Source organism: Coleofasciculaceae cyanobacterium, from assembly GCA_036703275.1.
In the GTDB taxonomy this organism is placed as follows: Bacteria; Cyanobacteriota; Cyanobacteriia; order Cyanobacteriales; family Xenococcaceae; genus Waterburya.
Window position 1 is genome coordinate 1 of the sequence record DATNPK010000082.1, and the last position, 18,528, is coordinate 18,528.

Here is an 18,528-nt window from a genome sequence, read left to right on the forward strand (position 1 = left end):
TACCAACCCTCGGTATAGTGCGCAAGAGCTTTGTTGTAGACCAAACGCACGCAACCCATTGTCCGTCGCAAAAGATTTTCTTGCGCTTGTGTCGGGTAAAAGCGGAACTTGTAAGCACGTTCACTCATGCTTCACATTATACCGCATTTAATGTAAACAACTTAATTAGAGGCGCGCATTCATCTCTTGGCTGTCATCTGGGGTTTCCCCCGAGAGATGCGGGGCAAGCCCAGATGTTTGAACGCCACGTCTCACCACCAAGCCCTACATTCTTGTCGGCGGCTTTTTTGTGTGAATATTCATACAAAAAACGCGCCGAGGGCTATGGTGGGAGTATCCTGCGCGAAAACTGATGATGATGATAGAAGACTTTTGACCTCGACTGCCTGTAGAGAAAACTGTAATTGACGCATCTTGATTTTGCTCCCATTAAGTAAAAGTGATTAAATATTTAGTAGTTGAGCGATCTGCCTGAGATCTTGCTGTATAAAAGTCCCCTAAAGGATATGCCCGTGCATATCGCACAGATAAACACAGATGAACACAGATGAAATATCTAAAGCTAATAGCTAATAGCTTTTATAGCCAATCAAAAGGCTTAACCGAGAAGTCTTACATCACTCCGCTATTTTTACCGCTGACTCGATCGCTTTAAACTTCAAGATGATCGCGAAAATAAAGGCGATATAGTTGGCGGCTAGGAATTACATGACTACCAACGAATTTAATTAAACCTATGCTCTCTAATTTGTAGGCAGCAATGCAGCATATCTGCACGGGAGAATGAGCGGTAATGACTTGGCTAAAAGCCCTGGTTAGTTCGGAAAACTGCCGCAGAATTATCAAGTATCCTTTTAAATGACTACGATAAATACCCGAAGGAGTGGGTGCTTCGGCTAATAGCTGTTCCAAGGTAATATTTTGAGTTGACAGGACATGAAATGCTAACCTAACTAAGTATGGATGACCTCCAATCATTTCCATCAGTAAACTTAAACTTTCCTCTGATATATCCTGCTTAAATTGATATCGATTAGCTAGTTCTTGAACCTGTTCAAAATTAAATTCAGGTAAAATTATCGCTAAGCCCAAATTAAATGGCGATCGATTAATATCTAAAGGAATATAAATCTCGGTGGAGTGAACCACAATCATTCGTAAACGTTGCCAGACTTCTAAATTATTAGCTTCTTCATGCCAAAATTGCACTAGAGGTAAAAATTCTTGAGCTATTTCGGGATATTCAAATAAATGATTAACCTCATCTAGAGCTAAAACCAAGGGTACTTTGAGCTGTTCGAGAATATGCTTTTGTAAATAGTTAGTGCAGCTTATTTTTGTGCCTAAATCTCGATCCCAATATCGATCTAATTCTGATTCGATTCCTAGCTGTAAGGTAATGTTTGCCATTAACCAGCGTAAAAACTTTTCTAGATTGGATAAGACAGAAGCTTCTGCCAGTTGGAAATTTAGCGTTACCGTTTTGTAGCCGTGCGATCTCACTTCAGCTAAAATACGAATCATTAAGGAAGTTTTTCCCCGATTTAGGGGAGATTTTATCGCGATCAACGCTCCTGGACGCAGAATTTCTGCGTAGGCTAAAGCTTCAGTAGGAAGACGTTCGATATAGAAATTTGAGTTGAGGGAAACTTGACCATCGGGTAATTCTGAAGTAGCGCTCAAAAATTTGGTTTTTTTCGACTTTTGCCTTAAAACTGATTTAAAGTTGTTTTTACTTACCTTTTCTTGCCAAGCCAAAGAAAGACTTCGCCATAATCGCGAACCTACGACTCGAATATAGTCCGAATCGTAACCAGAACCCAGAGCAATTTCTTGATATGTTTTGCCCAACCAACATTCTCGTAGTACTAATTCCTGTACTCCGTTTAATCTTTCAGGCTCTAGCGTCCGATCGACAATTTTCAATGCCTGGCTTATTTCTAGATCTGTCATGTTTAATTGTGTGTTTTGTTCAAAACTACTTCTTGATCGCTGAATACATTCATAAAAAGCTATTGCACAGTCTATAGTAATTTAAGATACTCTTTTTTTCATTGCTCCCAAAAATTAGCGAAGAATTTGAAAATCCGAGATAAAAATTACCCAATTATTCGACCGATTAACCAGATATAAACTGTTTAGAGATCGTGTCTCAATATTTTGCCGTAGTCGCTGGGAATTGAAATTGGTAGTTGCGCTAGGGAAATCAGCTCCCAGGTTTCCGCGTTATAGGTTGTATAGGCGATTTGAAATCTAGACAAATCGAGGTCGACAATGGTAATCGTTTTGGTAGCAGGTAGTTCGCTATTAATTAGTTGCCTTGCTCCTTGTCCTAATGCTCCTGCATGGAGCAATTTTAACTTGCCTTTTTTACCTGGATAGTAGGCGTGATGATGTCCGCTGATATAGATATCGACTTGGTTTTGCTCGAGTAGCGATCGCAGCATTTCACCATCAGCTAAATATTCTCCAGGCTGGTTTTTGGTTTTAGCTACGGGATATAGAGGTAAATGTCCCACCACAATTCTCGCTTTTGCTTGCTGTGCTGCTGGACTATTCAACGTTGTTTGTACCCAATCTAGCTGCTTGTCGGAGATATCTTGAGTAGAAGCGTCCCAGACTAACAAGAATACATCATTTTGGTGAAAACTATAAAAAAAAGGAAAATTGGCGCGATCTATGAAATCCAAACTTAATTGATGCTGGTTTCGATTCCAGTATGCCCGAGCTAAATCTCTTTCGCGTTCAAAAATCAAAGCTCGATCTTTGATTGCTCCAGAACCGTCATGATTACCAATGGTAAACCCAAAAGGAATCTGATATTTTCTTAAAGGTGCAGCTACATGAAGCTCGAAAGCTGCCCACATCTGTTCAATCTGCGCTTTGGTCAGAGAAGCCTTTTGTCCCGCGATCATATCTCCGCCACAGAGTACTAAATCGGGCTGCCATTGAGGCATTAAAGCGATCGCCTGTTCTATTTCAGGCTCATATTCGGTTGAACCATATTGGCTATTAAGATCGCTAATCACCACAATCCGAAAGTCTTTGCGGGGTGGCAAATATAAATGCTCTAAACTACTTGCTGTCGTAGATATCTCTTTGCTTGGTTTGACCTTAGCGCGATCGACTGCATAACAGCTAAAACAGAGACTGAAAACTAACCCGATGAGCAATAGCCAAGTAAATCGCCGTTTCATGTTGAAGATTAAAAACTTGAGAACAACCGCTGACAAATAACAAATAACTAATCATTTAAATATAATCATTTAATCGAAATCAACCATCAATTTAGATTACCGCGAGCTGAAATGGTAATCTTTTAAGAGACTATGAATATCGAAACGATTACTTAACAATTAAGATTGAAATCCTACAGCAATTTTTTGTTTAAAATGTCTTAATTGTGCTTAAACTATAGATCTTCAGAGCGAGCATTAAACTAAAGATTAGTCAGAGGCGTAAGATTAAGATCATGAGTGATACATCCCAAAAGCCAATTGGAATTATCGGGGCTTCAGGATACGGAGGAGTCCAATTGGTTAGACTTCTATTAGAACATCCTGCGGTAAGTATTGCTTACTTAGGTGGCGATAGTAGCGCTGGAAAGCAGTATGGTTCTCTCTATCCTCATTTAGCTCATTGCGTCGATCTCAACGTTGAAAAAATTGATTTAGATGAAGTTGCAGCTCGTTGTGAAGTAGTATTTCTGGGACTACCAAACGGTCTTGCTTGCGATCTTGCTCCTACTCTGATTGAAAAAGGCTGTAAAGTACTAGATCTCTCGGCAGACTATCGTTTTCAAGATTTAGACACTTACACTAGCTGGTATAAGAAAGACAGAAAAGATCGTGAAACGGCATCATCTGCCATCTATGGTTTACCAGAGCTATATCGCGAACAAATCAAACAATCTCAGCTAATTGGTTGTCCTGGGTGTTATCCAACCGCTAGTTTATTGGCTCTTGCACCCTTACTCAAGCAGGGTCTAATCGATCCCTCAACCGCCATCATTGACGCTAAATCTGGCACTTCTGGCGGAGGTCGACAAGCCAAAACTAATTTCCTCTTAGCAGAAGCAGATAACTCTCTGGGAGCTTATGGGGTAGCCAGCCATCGCCACACTCCAGAAATTGAGCAAATTTGCACTGCTTTAGCTCGTCAAGAGGTTACAGTGCAGTTTACGCCTCACCTGATTCCCATGGTTAGGGGGATTTTATCAACCGTCTATGCTACTCTGCGCGATCCTGGTTTAGTCAGAGAAGATTTAATTACAATCTACAGCGCTTTTTATCGCTCCTCACCATTTATTAAGATTTTACCCAATGGTATTTATCCTCAGACAAAATGGGCCTGTGGGACTAATCTAGCTTATATTGGCATTCAGGTGGACTCTCGTACAGGCAGAGTGATTGTACTATCGGCGATCGACAACTTAGTTAAAGGTCAAGCTGGTCAAGCGGTACAATGTATGAATTTAATGATGGGTTGGGATGAATCCCTTGGTTTACCAAAGCTAAGTTTTTATCCTTAATAGAAATTTAGTTTCAGATTAAATAGTTAAGAACGGGTATGAAGCATCAATTGGCATCTTTTTTGACTGGCGGTTTATGTTTGCTCACTTGGGCATCTCCTGCCAAGGCTGAAGCTACCTTAAACAAAATTCAGCGCACAGGAGTTTTAAATGTCGCTATCAGGGAAGATGCACCACCTTTTGGTTATTTAGATACCAATGAAAACCTACAGGGATACTGTTTAGACTTTTTTGCTCTTTTAGAAACACAGTTAATTAAAAAGTTAAAGCGAAATACTTTAAGTATTAAGCTATACAAATCTACACCAAGTAATCGCTTTGATTTAGTAGCTAAAAATATAGTCGATCTTGAATGCGGCCCAAATACAATACGCTTTGATATTCCGGAAAACACAAATTTCTCTACCAGTTTTTTTATTACAGGAACACAATTTCTAGTCAAGCAAAATAATCCTCTCGATCTGGAGCAAGATTTGGGGAAAGAAGTCGAACTTGGAGTAATTAACAACACCACTACTGAAAAATTTATTGCCCAACGCTATCCTTCAGCAACCTTACTCAAATATAGTGGCGTAACCGCTAGAATTAGAGGCATACAAGCGGTCGAACAGGGTAAGATTGATGCCATGATTAGTGATGGTATTCTCTTAAGAGGCGAAGCACAGCGGCTAGGACTATCTTCGGTTGAATATTCTCTAATACCAGATGTCCCCTTAACCTGCGATCGCTATGGCATGATTATTCAAAGTAACGATCCCCAATGGGAAGATTTTATTAATTCTGTAATTAATAGTCCTGAAGCGGCAGCTTTATCAAATGCTTGGTTTGGACAGCTATTTAACTATGCTCAACCTGCTCCAGATTTTTGCCGATAGAATTTAAGATTGAGATTCTAGATAGTTTTCTTAACCAAATACCTAAAATTGAGAAGGCGTTAACAGCGGATCTGTATGTTGGAATTACTCGGAATAATCAATCAAGCTAAAATTTACAATCAGGCTCTCATCCCTACAGAATTCGTCTTACCAGCAAAATCGCCACCAAAGCTTAAGGATAATTTGGCTATAGTTGCCTCAAAAATACCTGATTCAAGAACACAACGAATCACCGCCCAACATGAAAACTTTAACTATTCAGGCAGAATTAACTGGCAAGATCCTCAAGCACCAGCCTTTGCTTTTCCTGGAACAGTAGTGGAATTCAAGTTTACTGGCACTAGTTTGAAACTCGAACTAGCAGAGGATAACTGGAATAGCGGAAATTATCTTGATGTTTATCTAGACAATAATCGCGATCCAATTACCATTGAATTAAAACCAGACAATGGACAACCAGTGGTTTATGACATTGCCGAGGGATTGGATAACCAAGTTCATCAGGTAGTGTTGGTTAAACGTACTGACTATGTTATGGGTGAGTTTAACTTTCATGGCATAATCATCGACGGAGAGCTATTACCTGCCGATCCAGATTCAAAGCGTAAAATTGAAGTTTACGGGGATTCTATTTCTTCTGGTGCTGCTGTAGAGTACGAAGTACCAGGGGTTCAAGATCCTCAAGGAAGCAACGATTATCTATCTAACGCCTACTATAGCTATGCCTCAATTTTGGCAAGAGAATCTGATGCAGAACTATCTTTAGTAACTCAATCTGGTGCGCCTTTGATGAACGGGTTTGGATATTGGCATGATGGTACAGGTGCAGAATCTTTTTACGACAAGTTAAAACCGCTAAAAGATGCTCCTGTTTGGGATTTTAGTAATTATACTCCTGACTTGGTAATTATTGCTTTGGGTCAAAATGACTCGGCAACTATTCGGATTGGCAGGGATATGTCTGCCGAAGTTTGGAAAGATCATTATAAAAAGCTCATAGCTAATCTGAGAGCTAAATATCCTAATTCCTATTTTGTCGGAATGTTTCCCAATATGTTTCACGATCGCGCCTGGGATACTTATATAATTGAAGCGATCGCCGAATACCGTAGCGAACACAACGACGAGCGCGTTTTTTCTCTTATTCACGAACAAGTAACCCCAGGACATCCCCGCATCAGCGAACAACAGCAGATGGCAGACACTCTTAAAGAGTTTATTGATACTACTTTGACTGATAATGGTTTTAATTGGGATGTTGCTAATTAATCCTAAAAAAGCTAAAAATTAGAATTTTCTCTGGTATTTGAATAATTGTCTTTAAAGATTCTCGATCAACAAATCCAAATGTTGCTTTTTGTGAGTAGCCATTACAGATAAGCGAATACGGCTAGTGGGTACAGTCGGCGGACGAATTGCCGGGGCAAAGATGCCTGCATCTATAAGCTGTTGGGCTTTATCGAGTGCTGCTTGAGGAGTATTGAGATTAATGCAGAGAATGGGCGACTCCGAAGGCAGCAGTTCTAAATTTGATAGCTGTTGTTTGAGGTAATCGATATTTTGCCATAGTTTTTCTCGTCTCGATACTTCTTGCTTAACTATTTCGATTGCTTTAGTCGCTGCTACGGTATCGGCTGGAGATAATGCCGTGGTGTAAATCCAACTGGCGGCGCGGTTACGTAAAAAATCAATTAGTTCGACGCTACCTGCAACATATCCGCCAAGACTTCCTAAAGCTTTGCTGAGAGTCCCAATTTGAATTAGTTCTTTGCCAGTGCAGTTAAAGTGTTCGACGCAGCCAGCACCAGTGCAACCTATTACTCCCGTAGCGTGTGCCTCATCTACCAAGAGCATACATTCAAATTCTTCGGCGATCGCCACTAATTCAGGTAAGGGGCATAAATCTCCATCCATACTAAAAACGCTATCAGTAGTAATTAAACACCGTCGATACAAGCTGCGGTTTGCGACTAACTTTTCTTTTAAGTCGGCAACATTGTTATGTAAATAATCAATTGCGGTTGCACCACTAAGAATTGCTCCTTTTTTCAGGCTAGAGTGATTGTATCGATCGCCTAAAATTAAATCTTTTTGTCCGACTAAAGCCGATACCGTACCCAAATTAGCCAAATAACCTGAACTAAACACCAAAGCGTCGTCCGTTTGCTTAAGAGAGGCGATCGCATTTTCCAGTTCTTGGTGGATTTTTTTATGTCCACTTAATAACCGCGAACCAGTACTACCAGTACCATAAGCTTGAGTAGCAGCAACAGCCGCCTTAATTAATCGTCGATCGACCGCCAGTCCTAAATAATCGTTACTGGCAAAGTTAATTACTAGCTTACCCGATAATTCTACTACTACTCCTGGTTTCCCAGCGATCGCTTTAACTGAACGATACCAATTGGCACGATGAATCGTGTTTAGTGATTTATTGATCCAACTATATGCATTTGCCACAATACGTTTAGCGTGTGTTGCCTTTATTCATATTATTGCTTCTTAGCTATCTTATCTTTTGGCAAGTTATCCCTCGCTCAAAAACTGTATAGATCGAATAGATCAATCTATACTATGGCGCGAATGAACCGTAGCGACAGCAACTGGTCTACCAATAAATAATAATGCTAATAGAGCCAACAGATGCACTGACCAATGAACCATAACCAAACCCCAAATCAAACAGGTAACCGACATTCCTACAGCCAGCAAAGCAAAAATATCGTTATCGGTACGAAGATAAATAACAATACTGGCTATAGCGGTGACAAGTAGTAAAAGTGGAAACATAAGCTTAATCTAGTTTTGAATTACTTGAAGAATGTTTTGGACAATTTTAATTGGTAATCAATTGCAGAGATAAACTTTACTTATTGATCACATAATAATTCTTTATCTCTACTTTAAATTTAGCGCAAGATCCCCGCCCGAACGCAAAATTTATGAATCTGCTACCAATATTGTTAAAATTCTTTATATAACTTCAAAATAATATTTTATTTTGTCAGAGCAAGCTGTTGATTTCTTTGATATTCTAAAAAGTCTAGAAGCCAATCCTTGAGATAGCGAGTTGCCCGACAGTCATCTTCGTTATAACTTAAGATTAATTCTAGTAAGGCTCGATCCTGAGTGTTTAGCCACTGATCGTACCAGCAAACAGACTGATCCCCACTACCTGTAGTTTCCCGCCAGTAAAAACCAATCCAGTTGGCTAAAGCTTTTAAAGAATAACTTTCAACGGGAAAAACAACTGCTTCGGTTACCCAAGAATGGAGATCGACCAAACGAGATAATACTTCTTTTTTTTCTTCTTTGGAAGTGCCATAAAGGTTGGCTAAACGCTTAATAGTATCAACCTCATATTCCGAATAATGAAAGATAGGTGCATCGGGATATAAAGCTACAAAAGACAAAAACTCCTGCCAGATTTTACCTTCATCTTCTAGGGTTTCCGCTAAGAAGGCGTGAAATTTTTCGGTATTGGTCGAGCGATCTACTAGCAGCACTCCTAATAAATAGTCAGTTTGGCGTTCGGGTTCGGCTTCAATATCAAAATATAGCTCGATCGCCCCACTGGGGATCGGTTGAGTATTAACCAGATCGAAGCTAGATTTAACTAAAGCGCGATCGCTTTGAATGGCAGTAATCTGTTGTTTTAGCTGGCGTGCGATATCATAACCTAAAGTTTCCCTAACATCTGCCTCAGAAATATTAATTAAAGACTCGACGCTATCTATACCTAGCTCTTGTAAATATTCATAACGCTTGGGAGTTATTCCAGGGATTAAAGATAAATGCTGCGTTGACTTTGCTACCTCATGACAATAGCCATACCAGCTACAGAGACTACAGCGCTGACGAGAAATAAAGACTTCTGGTTCTTGATGATTTCCTAACATAACTAAACACTCGGCAACTGTCTGGTGCATTTGAGTCAGCCAGTGAGCTAAATTAATTTGATGTACGTTATGTTCTTTGAGGATTAACGGCGATTGCACTGGATCTTGAGCTTGAATAATACTCAAAATCTGAGCATGAAAAGCAGCAATGAGCTTATATTCTGGTTTAGCTTTACGACCAAACTTAATGTTTACGGGAATATATTCCCAATCACCAAAGCAAGATTGCCCTGGCTGTTTAATAAGTAAACTAGGCGTAGCAGCAAAAGTAATTTCGGATAACCAATTTGGCTGAAGATCTTTAATTTGGTGGGAAAAAAGCTGATAGACTGAAGCTTGCTGCCATTGAGAAATGTTAAGGCTCAAAGTGCCTCTAATAATGCAGTCTGCCCCTTGCTGCATTAAGTCAACAGTTTGCGCTGCGTTAAGCTGCCAGTCGCTACGGGATGCAGATGGTTGTTGTGGCAAGAGCGATCGCGATTGGATAACATTACCAATATGGATTTGATTTTCTCGCTTTAATTTGAGTAAAAAATCCTTCTCTGGATCTTTTTGGTGAAAATTGCCGTATATTTCCAGAAAGGTGCGACGGTTGCAACGTTTATAGTTGAGTAACAGATGGTCAGAGATTAACATTTTGGTGCAGTCAAGCAAGAGAAAAGAATAAATAAAAAAATTAATAAAAATGATAATTTCCTGCTTTTTTGCTGTAAAACAGCTTGATTAACCCAAAGATTATGTCGCTGAATATTTAGTAATAAATGTCGATATACTAACAATGGTTCGCCACAGAGCAAGATATTATTTATGACTAATAGTTTATCTAAAACTAACCTGAAAAAACATCGACAACAATTTCCTGGGTTGGTCAACAAGACTTATTTTAATTTTGGTGGTCAGGGTACAATGCCTGAAGCCGCTTTAGCAGCAATTATCGATACTCATAGATATATTCAAGAGGTAGGGCCTTTTTCTAGTCAGATCAATAGCTGGTTAACCGATCGGGTTAATTTATTACGAGATGCGATCGCCACTGAGTTAGGCACGACTCGAGAAACTCTCACTCTTACAGAAAATGTAACCGCAGGCTGTAATATAGCCCTCTGGGGTATAGATTGGCGACACGAAGTTATATCCGAAGGTGTATCCTTTAGGAGTCCTTTAGGGCGACAGGGCGATCGCATACTAATGACAGACTGCGAACACCCTGGGATTATCGCCACGGTAGAAGAAATCAGCCGACGCTTCGGCGTAGAAGTTAGCATCTGTTCGATTATGGATACTTTAAACGATGGCGATCCTGTAGAAGTTATCCGCAGTAACTTGACCGAAAATACTCGACTGGTAGTTTTAAGTCACTTACTCTGGAACACGGGACAGGTATTACCGTTAACCGAAATTGCTCGGGCTTGTCATAATTATCCCGCCCAGAAGAAGATTAGAGTTATGGTAGATGCGGCCCAGTCTGTCGGTTCGCTCTGCTTAAATCTACCTGAATTAGAAATCGACTACTATGCCTTTACAGGACATAAGTGGCTTTGTGGCCCAGCGGGAGTTGGTGGACTGTATATCAGTGAAGAAGCCTTTAAAGATTTGCATCCTACCTTTATTGGTTGGCGTGGGCTAGAAATGGACGCTCGCGGAAAACCGATCGCCTGGAAACAAGACGGATCGAAGTTTGAGGTGGCAACTTCTGCTTATCCCGAATATGAAGGTTTAAGAAGTGCGATCGCCACCCATCAGCTATGGGGAGATAAAAGCGATCGTTATCAAAGAATTTGTCAATTGAGTGAATATCTTTGGACACAGTTGCAAAATATAGAACAGATTAGCTGCTTGAAGAAGACACCACCCGAAGCAGGATTAGTTTCTTTTCAGGTTTCAGGAATTGAACATAAACAATTGGTTAACACTTTAGAAAAGCAAGGTTTTCTGTTAAGAACAATTGCCGATCCTGACTGCATCCGCGCCTGCGTGCATTATCTAACACTGCCTGAAGAGATTGATAGTCTGATTGCGGCGTTACGCGGTTAAAAATTATTACCTTTAAGCTAACCCGCCATTGACACTAATATTGTGGCCTGTAATCGACTAAGAGCTATATTTCTTTGAGTTATGCTATCGCCAACCCAACCTACAACTTGGATCGAGTTTGTACTTCATTGGCTCAGTTTGCATCATATTTCTAATTTCAAATTTTCTCAAACCTGAGTAACTTCAGCTGGAGATATTTTTGACCAACGGTCCGTGCCGTCTCCGTCGCTTTACAAGGGGCTGTCCTACGCAATCGCGTCACACTAACTACGTGTCGTCGGTGATAGAGTCATTTAGGATAAGCCCCGTGGCGGAGTAATCTGTCACTTTAGACTTACATCGGCTCGTGTAGCACGAAACATCCCAAAGCGACAAAGACCAGCACCAAATGCCAAGCGCATTAATAATAAAGTAGGGACTTCCCGTAAAGATTTAATCAAGCCAGAGAAACCAAACAAAATTAATCCTTTGGGTTTGACTATGCCTTGCCAAATAGAATCGATCCAGGATGGAAGAGTTTCTGGTGTCCAGTCGGCGGTAACTACTTCTCCAGCAACTAATCCTGTCTCGGCTAATAATTCAGAAAAGCCTTCAATACTAGAAAAGGCAGGATGTGACCATTGATCTAATAACTGCTTCATTACTGGTTTTTCCCAAAAGTTGAGGGGCATAGTGCGATCGTCGCGTTGATTCCAATCGGCTACTACTAAGATGCCTCCAGGCTTAAGTACTCGCAATAATTCAAGAGCGAAAACTGCTTTGTCGGGCATATGAGGCCCAGCTTCCACCGACCACACCACATCAAAACTAGCATCGGAGAAAGAAAGAGCCATTGCATCATCTACCTGAAACTTGGCGTTAACTCCTTCGGGGGTCAATTCTTGAGCGCGTTTGACCTGTTGAGGGCTAATAGTCACGCCTGTAACTTGAAAATTGTAGTCTTTTGCCAAAATACGACTGCTTCCGCCAATGCCACAACCGACATCTAATAATGTAGTATCAGCAGGTAAATTCTCCAGACCACCCCAGCGCACCATCTCATGCACGAAGTCATATTTTGCAGCGATAAAGTCTTTAGTTTTTGGTGGTGAGCCATAATGTCCTAGATGGATGTGTTCCCCCCAATAAAATTCTAAAATTCCGTCTTCTGTCCACTCGTCGTAAGAATTAGCAACAGACTCAGCAGACTGATAACTTCGGGCAGTAAGTAAATAGACGGCAATCCCCGCAGTTAAAAGGATTGATAAAAAACAAATGATGTAGAATAGGCTCATTAAAAATGAATGTTTAATATATCTTTACATATTTTTAATATAACAATGTTTGGCGATCGCGAGACGGAAGAACAAATTTCAGCAACTCATTTGGAGTTTTACAAAAAAATGGAGGTTAAAAATATTCTCAAAGGATGAAGCATTAATCACCAATTAGAGAGAAGTCCTTTTGCTAATTATCTATAACAATAAATATGAAAGCTAATTACTTTTAAAATAATCCTTAAGCAAAACAATAGAGAAGCAATATGATATCTAACTCAGATAAAATTTTAGTCACTGGTGCTACTGGTGGAGTGGGACAGTTGGTAGTTGCCAAATTATTAGCTAAAAACCTTGATGTTCGGGCGTTAACCAGAACTAGAGCCAAAGCTGAATCGATGTTCGATAACAAAGTCGAGATTGTCGAAGGAGATATCCGCTATGCCAATACTTTGATTGATGCGACGAAGAATATTGATTATATTATTTGCTGCACTGGGACAACCGCTTTTCCTTCTCTAAAATGGGATTTTGCTAACTTGTTTCAACCCGCCAACAGTCCTGAAGCCGTAGACGGTCAAGGAGTAAAAAATTTAGTCGCTGCTGCACCCCAAGATTTAAAACGATTTGTGTTTATCTCTTCCTGTGGCGTGTTACGTAAAGATGAGCTTCCTTACAATATTCTTAATGCTTTTGGCGTATTGGATGCCAAATTAATGGGAGAAAAAGCCATAATTGCTTCAGGCTTACCCTACACCATTATTCGTCCTGGCAGATTAATTGATGGTCCTTACACTTCCTACGACTTGAATACTTTATTACGTGCTAAAATCGACGGCAAAAAAGCCGTAGAGATACAATCAGGCGATCGCCTTAACGGTGAAACCAGTCGCATTGATGTGGCAAATGTCTGCGTAGAATCTCTGTTTAATGATGCTACAGTTAATCAAGATTTTTCAATTATCAATTCAGGAGATAGACCCAGTAATATTAATTGGTCAGAGCTTTTTTCGCAGTTATAAGTAATTTTGTTCTGTTACTATTTAGCCCTGCCAACCGACAACAAAAACGATGCTCCAAGTAAATCTGCTTTCCTCGATCTTGACCTAGTTATTTTCAGCAATTATCATCATTTATTCTCAAACTAAATAGCGTTTGTAAGATCTATAAAATCAATCAAAAATTTAGTAGTAGATTAACTAGACAGTGACTTGGTAATAATCTCGTCGATTAAACCATAAGCTGTTGCTTCTGTTGCATTTAAGAAAAAATCTTTTTGAGTATCGTGTTCAATCAATTCTTATGAGCGATCGCACTTAGCAGCCAATATTCTGTTAATTGTTTCTTTTTGGTATGAGATTTCTTTAGCTGCTATTTCAATATCCGTCGCTTTTCCTTCAATATTCCCAGAAGGTTGCTGTATTATAATTCGAGCATTAAGCAGCAGTGCATATCTTTTGCCTTTAGTTCCCGATGCAAGCAAGATTGCCCCCTAGATCCAGGAGTGCAACACAGACAGTACAAACATCAGACCGAATTTGTTGGATTGTATCATATATGGCGATCGCCAAAGGCACAGCTTCGCTGATCGCTGCTGTTACTGAACCGCTAAAACTTTTGATCTACAAAAAGATGTTTTGTTGTGAGTCTTCAGCATCTAGAAATAGCAATTGGGCAATAATTTCGTTAGCGGTTGCGTCTGTCAGTTCGCCTCGTAAAAAGATAATTCTCTTGTCTAGTAAGTGGGAATATCAGGTTAAAGACTGGTTCTCTTGCGTCTGATAATGAAATAAGAGATATGTTTGGTTAGGTTACGTTATGACTAACCCAACCTACTGAACTGCTAGTTCTAAGTTAGCCAAAATCCCATCTTCATCTTGGTAATCTAACAGTTTGCCATAACCTTTGTGCAATAACTGCCCAGATACGGTTTAGTAGGCTAATTTAGGAAGTCTTGTTGAAATCACTTTGGCGGGTACTCCTACGGCAACTGAATAAGGTGGTATATCTTTAGTAACTACCGCACCAGAACCAATTACACTATCTCGACCAATTGTAACTCCATCTAATACTCTTACCCCACTGCCTAGCCAGCAATTATCTTCAATCGTAATCCCTTTATAGTTAAATCCTTGTTCAGCAATAATTTTGTTGTGATCGCTAAAATTGTGGTTGTGAGCATATATAGATGTGTGAGAAGCGATTAGACAATTTTTGCCAATGTTCAGTTTGCCATAAGCACTAAGACAGGTATATGGAAAAAAAGCCATTAGTAAGGCACAAGCTAAACCACTCGGAGAGTATTATCAAGTTTCACCTAGTTTGTTTATTTAGCAAGTCACTATCAGCTCGAAAAGTTAAGAAAATCAAGGTCATTGTGAATACGATTTGATTAGTTTAGAGCAAAAATCAATTATTATTGAATTATGTATTAACTTGTGTAAAAGCAAACCTTATCTCTTCATTGTCAATCAAATTTACAGGCGTAATGTGTAGCGTCTTAAGAGAATATGAAATTACCTATTGTTGCTGTTATCGGTAGACCCAATGTTGGGAAATCTACCTTTGTCAATCGTTTAGCTGGAGATCAACAGGCGATCGTTCATGACGAACCAGGAATTACTCGCGATCGCACTTACCGCCCGGCATTTTGGCTAGACCGAGACTTTCAAATTGTCGATACAGGCGGACTTGTCTTTGATGATGATACTGAATTTCTGCCCATGATTCGCCAACAGGCAATGGCAGCTTTGGTAGAGGCTTCGGTAGCGATTTTTGTCGTAGATGGTCAATTGGGCTTGACAGACGGCGATCGCGAAATTGCTGAATGGTTGCGTCGTCAATCTGTTCCCGTTTTGCTAGCCGTAAATAAATGCGAGTCGGTCGAACAAGGTTTGGCGCAAGCTGCGGAGTTTTGGGAGTTGGGCTTAGGTGAACCTTATCCTATTTCAGCAATTCACGGTAGTGGTACGGGGGAACTATTAGATGAACTAGTAACTCATTTACCCCTAGTAGATGAGTCAGTCGAGGATAACGAAATCAAAGTGGCAATTATTGGTCGCCCAAATGTTGGCAAATCCAGCTTGCTTAACGCTTTGACGGGGGAACAACGTTCGATTGTTAGTCCTATTTCGGGAACTACCAGAGATGCGATCGATATGATTGTGCAGCGGGGAGAGCAAATTTATCGTCTGATTGATACTGCGGGGATTCGGCGTAAAAAGAATGTTGACTATGGCGCAGAGTTTTTCAGTATTAACCGTGCTTTTAAAGCAATTCGTCGTTCTGATGTAGTGCTGTTTGTCATCGATGTTTTAGATGGCGTTACCGAACAAGATTTAAAGTTGGCAGGGCGGATTATTGACGAAGGTAGAGCGGTTATCTTAATAATTAATAAATGGGATGCAGTAGAAAAAGACACTGGCACAATCAATGAATATAAAAAAGAAATTATGTCTCGTCTCTATTTTATGGAGTGGGCGCAAATAATTTTTGTCAGTGCTATGACTGGTCAACGGGTCAATAAAATACTCGATCTAGTAGATATCGCAGCAGAAGCTCATCGTCGTCGTGTTACTACCTCCGTCATTAACGAAGTATTAGAAGAAGCTGTTGGCTGGCACTCTCCCCCAACTACTCGCCAGGGAAAACAAGGCAGAATTTATTATGGTACACAGGTAAGTTCTCAACCGCCAACTATTGCCTTATTTGTCAACGATCCTAAGCGTTTTAACGATAATTATCGCCGTTATATCGATCGCCAGTTTCGCGATCAGCTAGGGTTTATAGGTACTCCTGTGCGTCTAGTTTGGCGTGGTAAGAAAATGCGGGAACTAGAACGAGGCGCAAATAAAGCTACCAAGGTTAAATAGAGTTGGGGTAATGCGATCGCCAGCTAGAGAGAAACTTTTCAACTGTTCTTAATGGCGATCGGCTTTGCTGGTATGCGGAGCATAAATGATCGACTCAAAATATTCTAGGCATATTAATTTTAACCTGCTGGCAATCAATCAAAATTTGTATACTTTTTATAGGTTTGATAATCGCGACGTAAATGATGGTTAACATAATTCCATTTAACTCCGCCCAGGCGGATATTTTTTTCCGAAAAATACCAGGTTACACTACAAAGAGCAAATAAACCTACGGCAGAAAGAATGGAAACAAAGCTGTTGTTAGTAACCAATAAAGATTTCGATAGCGATGCTAACAAGGCTATAAATAAAAATCCAGACAAAGAAACAATTAAAAAATTAATCAGATCTTTTTCTGCCTTATCTTTTTGAATAAAAAAACTTGTGTTTTTATCAGCATATAAAGCAAGAATTAATAAACCAATAGCAGCAAAGATAAAAAAAGTCATGGTATTGTACAAAAAAATAAAGAGAGTTATCTTGTCATCTAAAATACGTTTTGCTCGCCAACATTGTTAATTAATGACTTCCTCGATTAGAGCGTTCATATATTTTATATTTTACCGCTTAAAAGCAAAATATCTTCTTATTTAATTAATACGTACGAGCAAATAAATATATGCAATATCGCTTAAATTGATTGCTATTGTAGACTATAATTACCATCAAAGGCTTGTATAGCTGCTCTTTCTAAAACAATCTCACAAAAGCATATCGATTAACTTTTTTAGGTCTTGTTGGCATAATTCTCACAAGCTTTACATCTTTATGTTGATTCTATAAAGCTGTTTAATTGAATTAGCAAGAGAAAGCTCCCTAAATCTAGTTAGCTTATTCTCTGCCTCTTGCTTGATAAAATGTAGAAGTACAACAACCGTTTAGCTATATATCTTTTTATTAAATGTGTCTTCTAACAATATTTCTTTTAGTTAATTGAGAATTTGCTAGACTTTTGATTAACTTCGATTTTCGATATTTTGCTCAATTCGATTAACTTTTCCCGACTGTATTTTTATTGCTTATTCCTTAATTACAAATTAAATGTTAGAAACTATACTCGAACCATTACAGTATTCCTTCATGCAGCGATCGCTGATAGTTGCAGTTACTGTTGGGGCGATTTGCGCGGTAGTAGGTAGTTATTTGATGGTGCAGAGGTTAGCATTACTGGGAGATGCAATTAGTCATTCCGTCTTACCAGGGCTGGCGATCGCTTATTTAGTTGGTGCAAATATCTTTTTAGGTGCGTTTATTGCGGGAATTATCAGCACCGTGTTAATTAATTTGATTAGCACTAGATCGAATATCAAAGAAGATACGGCTATGGGCATCGTATTCTCGGCATTTTTTGCCCTGGGGATTACTCTGATTACCGTAGTGCAAAAAGAGAATAAAATCGATCTAAATCACTTTTTGTTTGGTAATATCTTGGCGGTAAACGGCACAGAGGTAAGGGATACACTAATTATTGCGGGAATTGTGCTGAGCGTAGTTTTGTTGCTGTATAAAGAACTGCTGTTTTATACTTTCGATAAGCTGGGTGCGCAGGCGGTAGGTTTACCTGTGAGTTTATTAGATTTAGGCTTGATGGTCTTGATTGGTTTGACTATTGTTGCCAGCCTCAAAGCTGTGGGAGTGGTTTTAGTATTGTCGTTATTAATTACCCCTGCTGCTAGCGCATATCTTTTAGTAAATCGTCTGCATTTAATTATGCTGCTGGGAATCTTAATTGGCGTGGCATCAAGCATTACGGGAATGTATTTTAGCTATTATTATAATTTGCCTTCGGGACCGGCGATCGTCTTAGTCGCTTCTGGTATTTTTGTTTTGGCGTTGTTGTTTAGTCCCAGTCAGGGTTTATTAACTAACCCTAGTAAGGGTAGTAAGGGTTGGGGTCAATCAGGTTTGATTGGAGAATTGAAAGGTCTATTTAATCAACGAAAGCTATAGTTTTTGCCTGAAAAATTTAAATGGTTTAAAATGAGCTTATTTTGCTTGATGATTGCTATGATTGAGAGT

The 18,528-nt window shown here is 39.6% G+C and carries 18 protein-coding genes and 1 pseudogene; 8 read left to right on the forward strand and 11 right to left on the reverse strand.

Going from position 1 to position 18,528, the window contains the following annotated elements; all coding sequences use genetic code 11:
• The 3 genes from V6C71_15320 to V6C71_15330 form a co-directional block, all read right to left on the reverse strand.
• Positions 1 to 128, reverse strand: a 128-nt coding sequence (locus V6C71_15320; GenBank protein HEY9769839.1) for a helix-turn-helix domain-containing protein, incomplete at its 3' end; no start/stop codon positions are given.
• A gap of 523 nt (positions 129 to 651) precedes the next feature.
• Entirely contained in the window at positions 652 to 1,953 is a 1,302-nt protein-coding gene (locus tag V6C71_15325) for an AAA-like domain-containing protein (GenBank protein HEY9769840.1), read from the reverse strand.
• A gap of 185 nt (positions 1,954 to 2,138) precedes the next feature.
• A complete protein-coding gene (locus V6C71_15330) occupies positions 2,139 to 3,197 on the reverse strand; it encodes a metallophosphoesterase (GenBank protein ID HEY9769841.1) in 1,059 nt (352 codons plus the stop codon).
• 275 nt (positions 3,198 to 3,472) lie between these two features.
• Here V6C71_15330 and argC point away from each other — a divergent pair, with 275 nt between their 5' ends.
• From argC to V6C71_15345, 3 genes are all read left to right on the forward strand, one after another.
• The gene (gene argC / locus V6C71_15335; protein ID HEY9769842.1) at positions 3,473 to 4,531 is read left to right on the forward strand and encodes an N-acetyl-gamma-glutamyl-phosphate reductase; all 1,059 of its coding nucleotides are present in this window, start codon (positions 3,473 to 3,475) and stop codon (positions 4,529 to 4,531) included.
• Between the two features lie 38 nt (positions 4,532 to 4,569).
• Positions 4,570 to 5,406 (forward strand): amino acid ABC transporter substrate-binding protein, encoded by an 837-nt coding sequence (locus V6C71_15340; GenBank protein ID HEY9769843.1) that lies wholly within the window; start codon positions 4,570 to 4,572, stop codon positions 5,404 to 5,406.
• Positions 5,407 to 5,481: 75 nt separating this feature from the next.
• Entirely contained in the window at positions 5,482 to 6,675 is a 1,194-nt protein-coding gene (locus V6C71_15345; protein ID HEY9769844.1) for a GDSL-type esterase/lipase family protein, read from the forward strand.
• 51 nt (positions 6,676 to 6,726) lie between these two features.
• On the opposite strand, the gene bioF is transcribed toward V6C71_15345, so the two are convergent.
• The 3 genes from bioF to V6C71_15360 form a co-directional block, all read right to left on the reverse strand.
• Positions 6,727 to 7,866: an 8-amino-7-oxononanoate synthase gene (bioF, locus tag V6C71_15350; protein HEY9769845.1), complete on the reverse strand. Its 1,140-nt coding sequence runs from the start codon at positions 7,864 to 7,866 to the stop codon at positions 6,727 to 6,729.
• A 102-nt stretch (positions 7,867 to 7,968) separates the two neighbouring features.
• Complete coding sequence (locus V6C71_15355; protein ID HEY9769846.1) at positions 7,969 to 8,196, reverse strand: hypothetical protein; 228 nt, start codon at positions 8,194 to 8,196, stop codon at positions 7,969 to 7,971.
• 206 nt (positions 8,197 to 8,402) lie between these two features.
• The gene (locus V6C71_15360) at positions 8,403 to 9,941 is read right to left on the reverse strand and encodes a TM0106 family RecB-like putative nuclease (protein ID HEY9769847.1); all 1,539 of its coding nucleotides are present in this window, start codon (positions 9,939 to 9,941) and stop codon (positions 8,403 to 8,405) included.
• A 171-nt stretch (positions 9,942 to 10,112) separates the two neighbouring features.
• Here V6C71_15360 and V6C71_15365 point away from each other — a divergent pair, with 171 nt between their 5' ends.
• Complete coding sequence (locus tag V6C71_15365) at positions 10,113 to 11,339, forward strand: aminotransferase class V-fold PLP-dependent enzyme (GenBank protein ID HEY9769848.1); 1,227 nt, start codon at positions 10,113 to 10,115, stop codon at positions 11,337 to 11,339.
• Positions 11,340 to 11,662: 323 nt separating this feature from the next.
• On the opposite strand, the gene V6C71_15370 is transcribed toward V6C71_15365, so the two are convergent.
• Positions 11,663 to 12,613, reverse strand: a complete 951-nt coding sequence (locus V6C71_15370) for a methyltransferase domain-containing protein (GenBank protein HEY9769849.1) — start codon at positions 12,611 to 12,613, stop codon at positions 11,663 to 11,665.
• 9 nt (positions 12,614 to 12,622) lie between these two features.
• Between V6C71_15370 and V6C71_15375 the strand changes: the two genes are divergently transcribed.
• Positions 12,623 to 12,751 (forward strand): hypothetical protein, encoded by a 129-nt coding sequence (locus V6C71_15375; protein HEY9769850.1) that lies wholly within the window; start codon positions 12,623 to 12,625, stop codon positions 12,749 to 12,751.
• 110 nt (positions 12,752 to 12,861) lie between these two features.
• Positions 12,862 to 13,617 (forward strand): SDR family oxidoreductase, encoded by a 756-nt coding sequence (locus V6C71_15380; GenBank protein ID HEY9769851.1) that lies wholly within the window; start codon positions 12,862 to 12,864, stop codon positions 13,615 to 13,617.
• A gap of 173 nt (positions 13,618 to 13,790) precedes the next feature.
• On the opposite strand, the pseudogene V6C71_15385 reads toward V6C71_15380, so the two are convergent.
• The 3 genes and pseudogenes from V6C71_15385 to V6C71_15395 form a co-directional block, all read right to left on the reverse strand.
• Positions 13,791 to 14,078 (reverse strand): annotated as a pseudogene (locus V6C71_15385) (ATP-dependent Clp protease proteolytic subunit).
• Positions 14,079 to 14,217: 139 nt separating this feature from the next.
• Positions 14,218 to 14,322, reverse strand: a complete 105-nt coding sequence (locus V6C71_15390) for an ATP-dependent Clp protease proteolytic subunit (protein HEY9769852.1) — start codon at positions 14,320 to 14,322, stop codon at positions 14,218 to 14,220.
• 204 nt (positions 14,323 to 14,526) lie between these two features.
• Positions 14,527 to 14,865, reverse strand: a complete 339-nt coding sequence (locus V6C71_15395; protein HEY9769853.1) for an acyltransferase — start codon at positions 14,863 to 14,865, stop codon at positions 14,527 to 14,529.
• A gap of 240 nt (positions 14,866 to 15,105) precedes the next feature.
• Between V6C71_15395 and der the strand changes: the two genes are divergently transcribed.
• On the forward strand, positions 15,106 to 16,467 hold the full coding sequence (gene der / locus V6C71_15400; GenBank protein HEY9769854.1) for a ribosome biogenesis GTPase Der: 1,362 nt from the start codon (positions 15,106 to 15,108) through the stop codon (positions 16,465 to 16,467).
• 134 nt (positions 16,468 to 16,601) lie between these two features.
• Here the strand turns inward: der and V6C71_15405 are convergent, their stop codons facing one another.
• Positions 16,602 to 16,958, reverse strand: coding sequence for a hypothetical protein (locus V6C71_15405; GenBank protein HEY9769855.1), 357 nt, complete (start codon positions 16,956 to 16,958; stop codon positions 16,602 to 16,604).
• A 592-nt stretch (positions 16,959 to 17,550) separates the two neighbouring features.
• Here V6C71_15405 and V6C71_15410 point away from each other — a divergent pair.
• Positions 17,551 to 18,459, forward strand: a complete 909-nt coding sequence (locus V6C71_15410) for a metal ABC transporter permease (GenBank protein HEY9769856.1) — start codon at positions 17,551 to 17,553, stop codon at positions 18,457 to 18,459.
• The last annotated feature ends 69 nt before the right edge of the window (positions 18,460 to 18,528 follow it).

Bases quoted from the DNA above. Each gene is read 5' to 3' on its own strand.
- V6C71_15325 (HEY9769840.1), bottom strand. From the start codon at position 1,953: ATGACAGATCTAGAAATAAGCCAGGCATTGAAAATTGTCGATCGGACG.
- V6C71_15330 (HEY9769841.1), bottom strand. From the start codon at position 3,197: ATGAAACGGCGATTTACTTGGCTATTGCTCATCGGGTTAGTTTTCAGT.
- argC (HEY9769842.1), top strand. From the start codon at position 3,473: ATGAGTGATACATCCCAAAAGCCAATTGGAATTATCGGGGCTTCAGGA.
- V6C71_15340 (HEY9769843.1), top strand. From the start codon at position 4,570: ATGAAGCATCAATTGGCATCTTTTTTGACTGGCGGTTTATGTTTGCTC.
- V6C71_15345 (HEY9769844.1), top strand. From the start codon at position 5,482: ATGTTGGAATTACTCGGAATAATCAATCAAGCTAAAATTTACAATCAG.
- V6C71_15355 (HEY9769846.1), bottom strand. From the start codon at position 8,196: ATGTTTCCACTTTTACTACTTGTCACCGCTATAGCCAGTATTGTTATT.
- V6C71_15360 (HEY9769847.1), bottom strand. From the start codon at position 9,941: ATGTTAATCTCTGACCATCTGTTACTCAACTATAAACGTTGCAACCGT.
- V6C71_15365 (HEY9769848.1), top strand. From the start codon at position 10,113: ATGACTAATAGTTTATCTAAAACTAACCTGAAAAAACATCGACAACAA.
- V6C71_15370 (HEY9769849.1), bottom strand. From the start codon at position 12,613: ATGAGCCTATTCTACATCATTTGTTTTTTATCAATCCTTTTAACTGCG.
- V6C71_15375 (HEY9769850.1), top strand. From the start codon at position 12,623: ATGTTTAATATATCTTTACATATTTTTAATATAACAATGTTTGGCGAT.
- V6C71_15380 (HEY9769851.1), top strand. From the start codon at position 12,862: ATGATATCTAACTCAGATAAAATTTTAGTCACTGGTGCTACTGGTGGA.
- V6C71_15395 (HEY9769853.1), bottom strand. From the start codon at position 14,865: ATGGCTTTTTTTCCATATACCTGTCTTAGTGCTTATGGCAAACTGAAC.
- der (HEY9769854.1), top strand. From the start codon at position 15,106: ATGAAATTACCTATTGTTGCTGTTATCGGTAGACCCAATGTTGGGAAA.
- V6C71_15405 (HEY9769855.1), bottom strand. From the start codon at position 16,958: ATGACTTTTTTTATCTTTGCTGCTATTGGTTTATTAATTCTTGCTTTA.
- V6C71_15410 (HEY9769856.1), top strand. From the start codon at position 17,551: ATGTTAGAAACTATACTCGAACCATTACAGTATTCCTTCATGCAGCGA.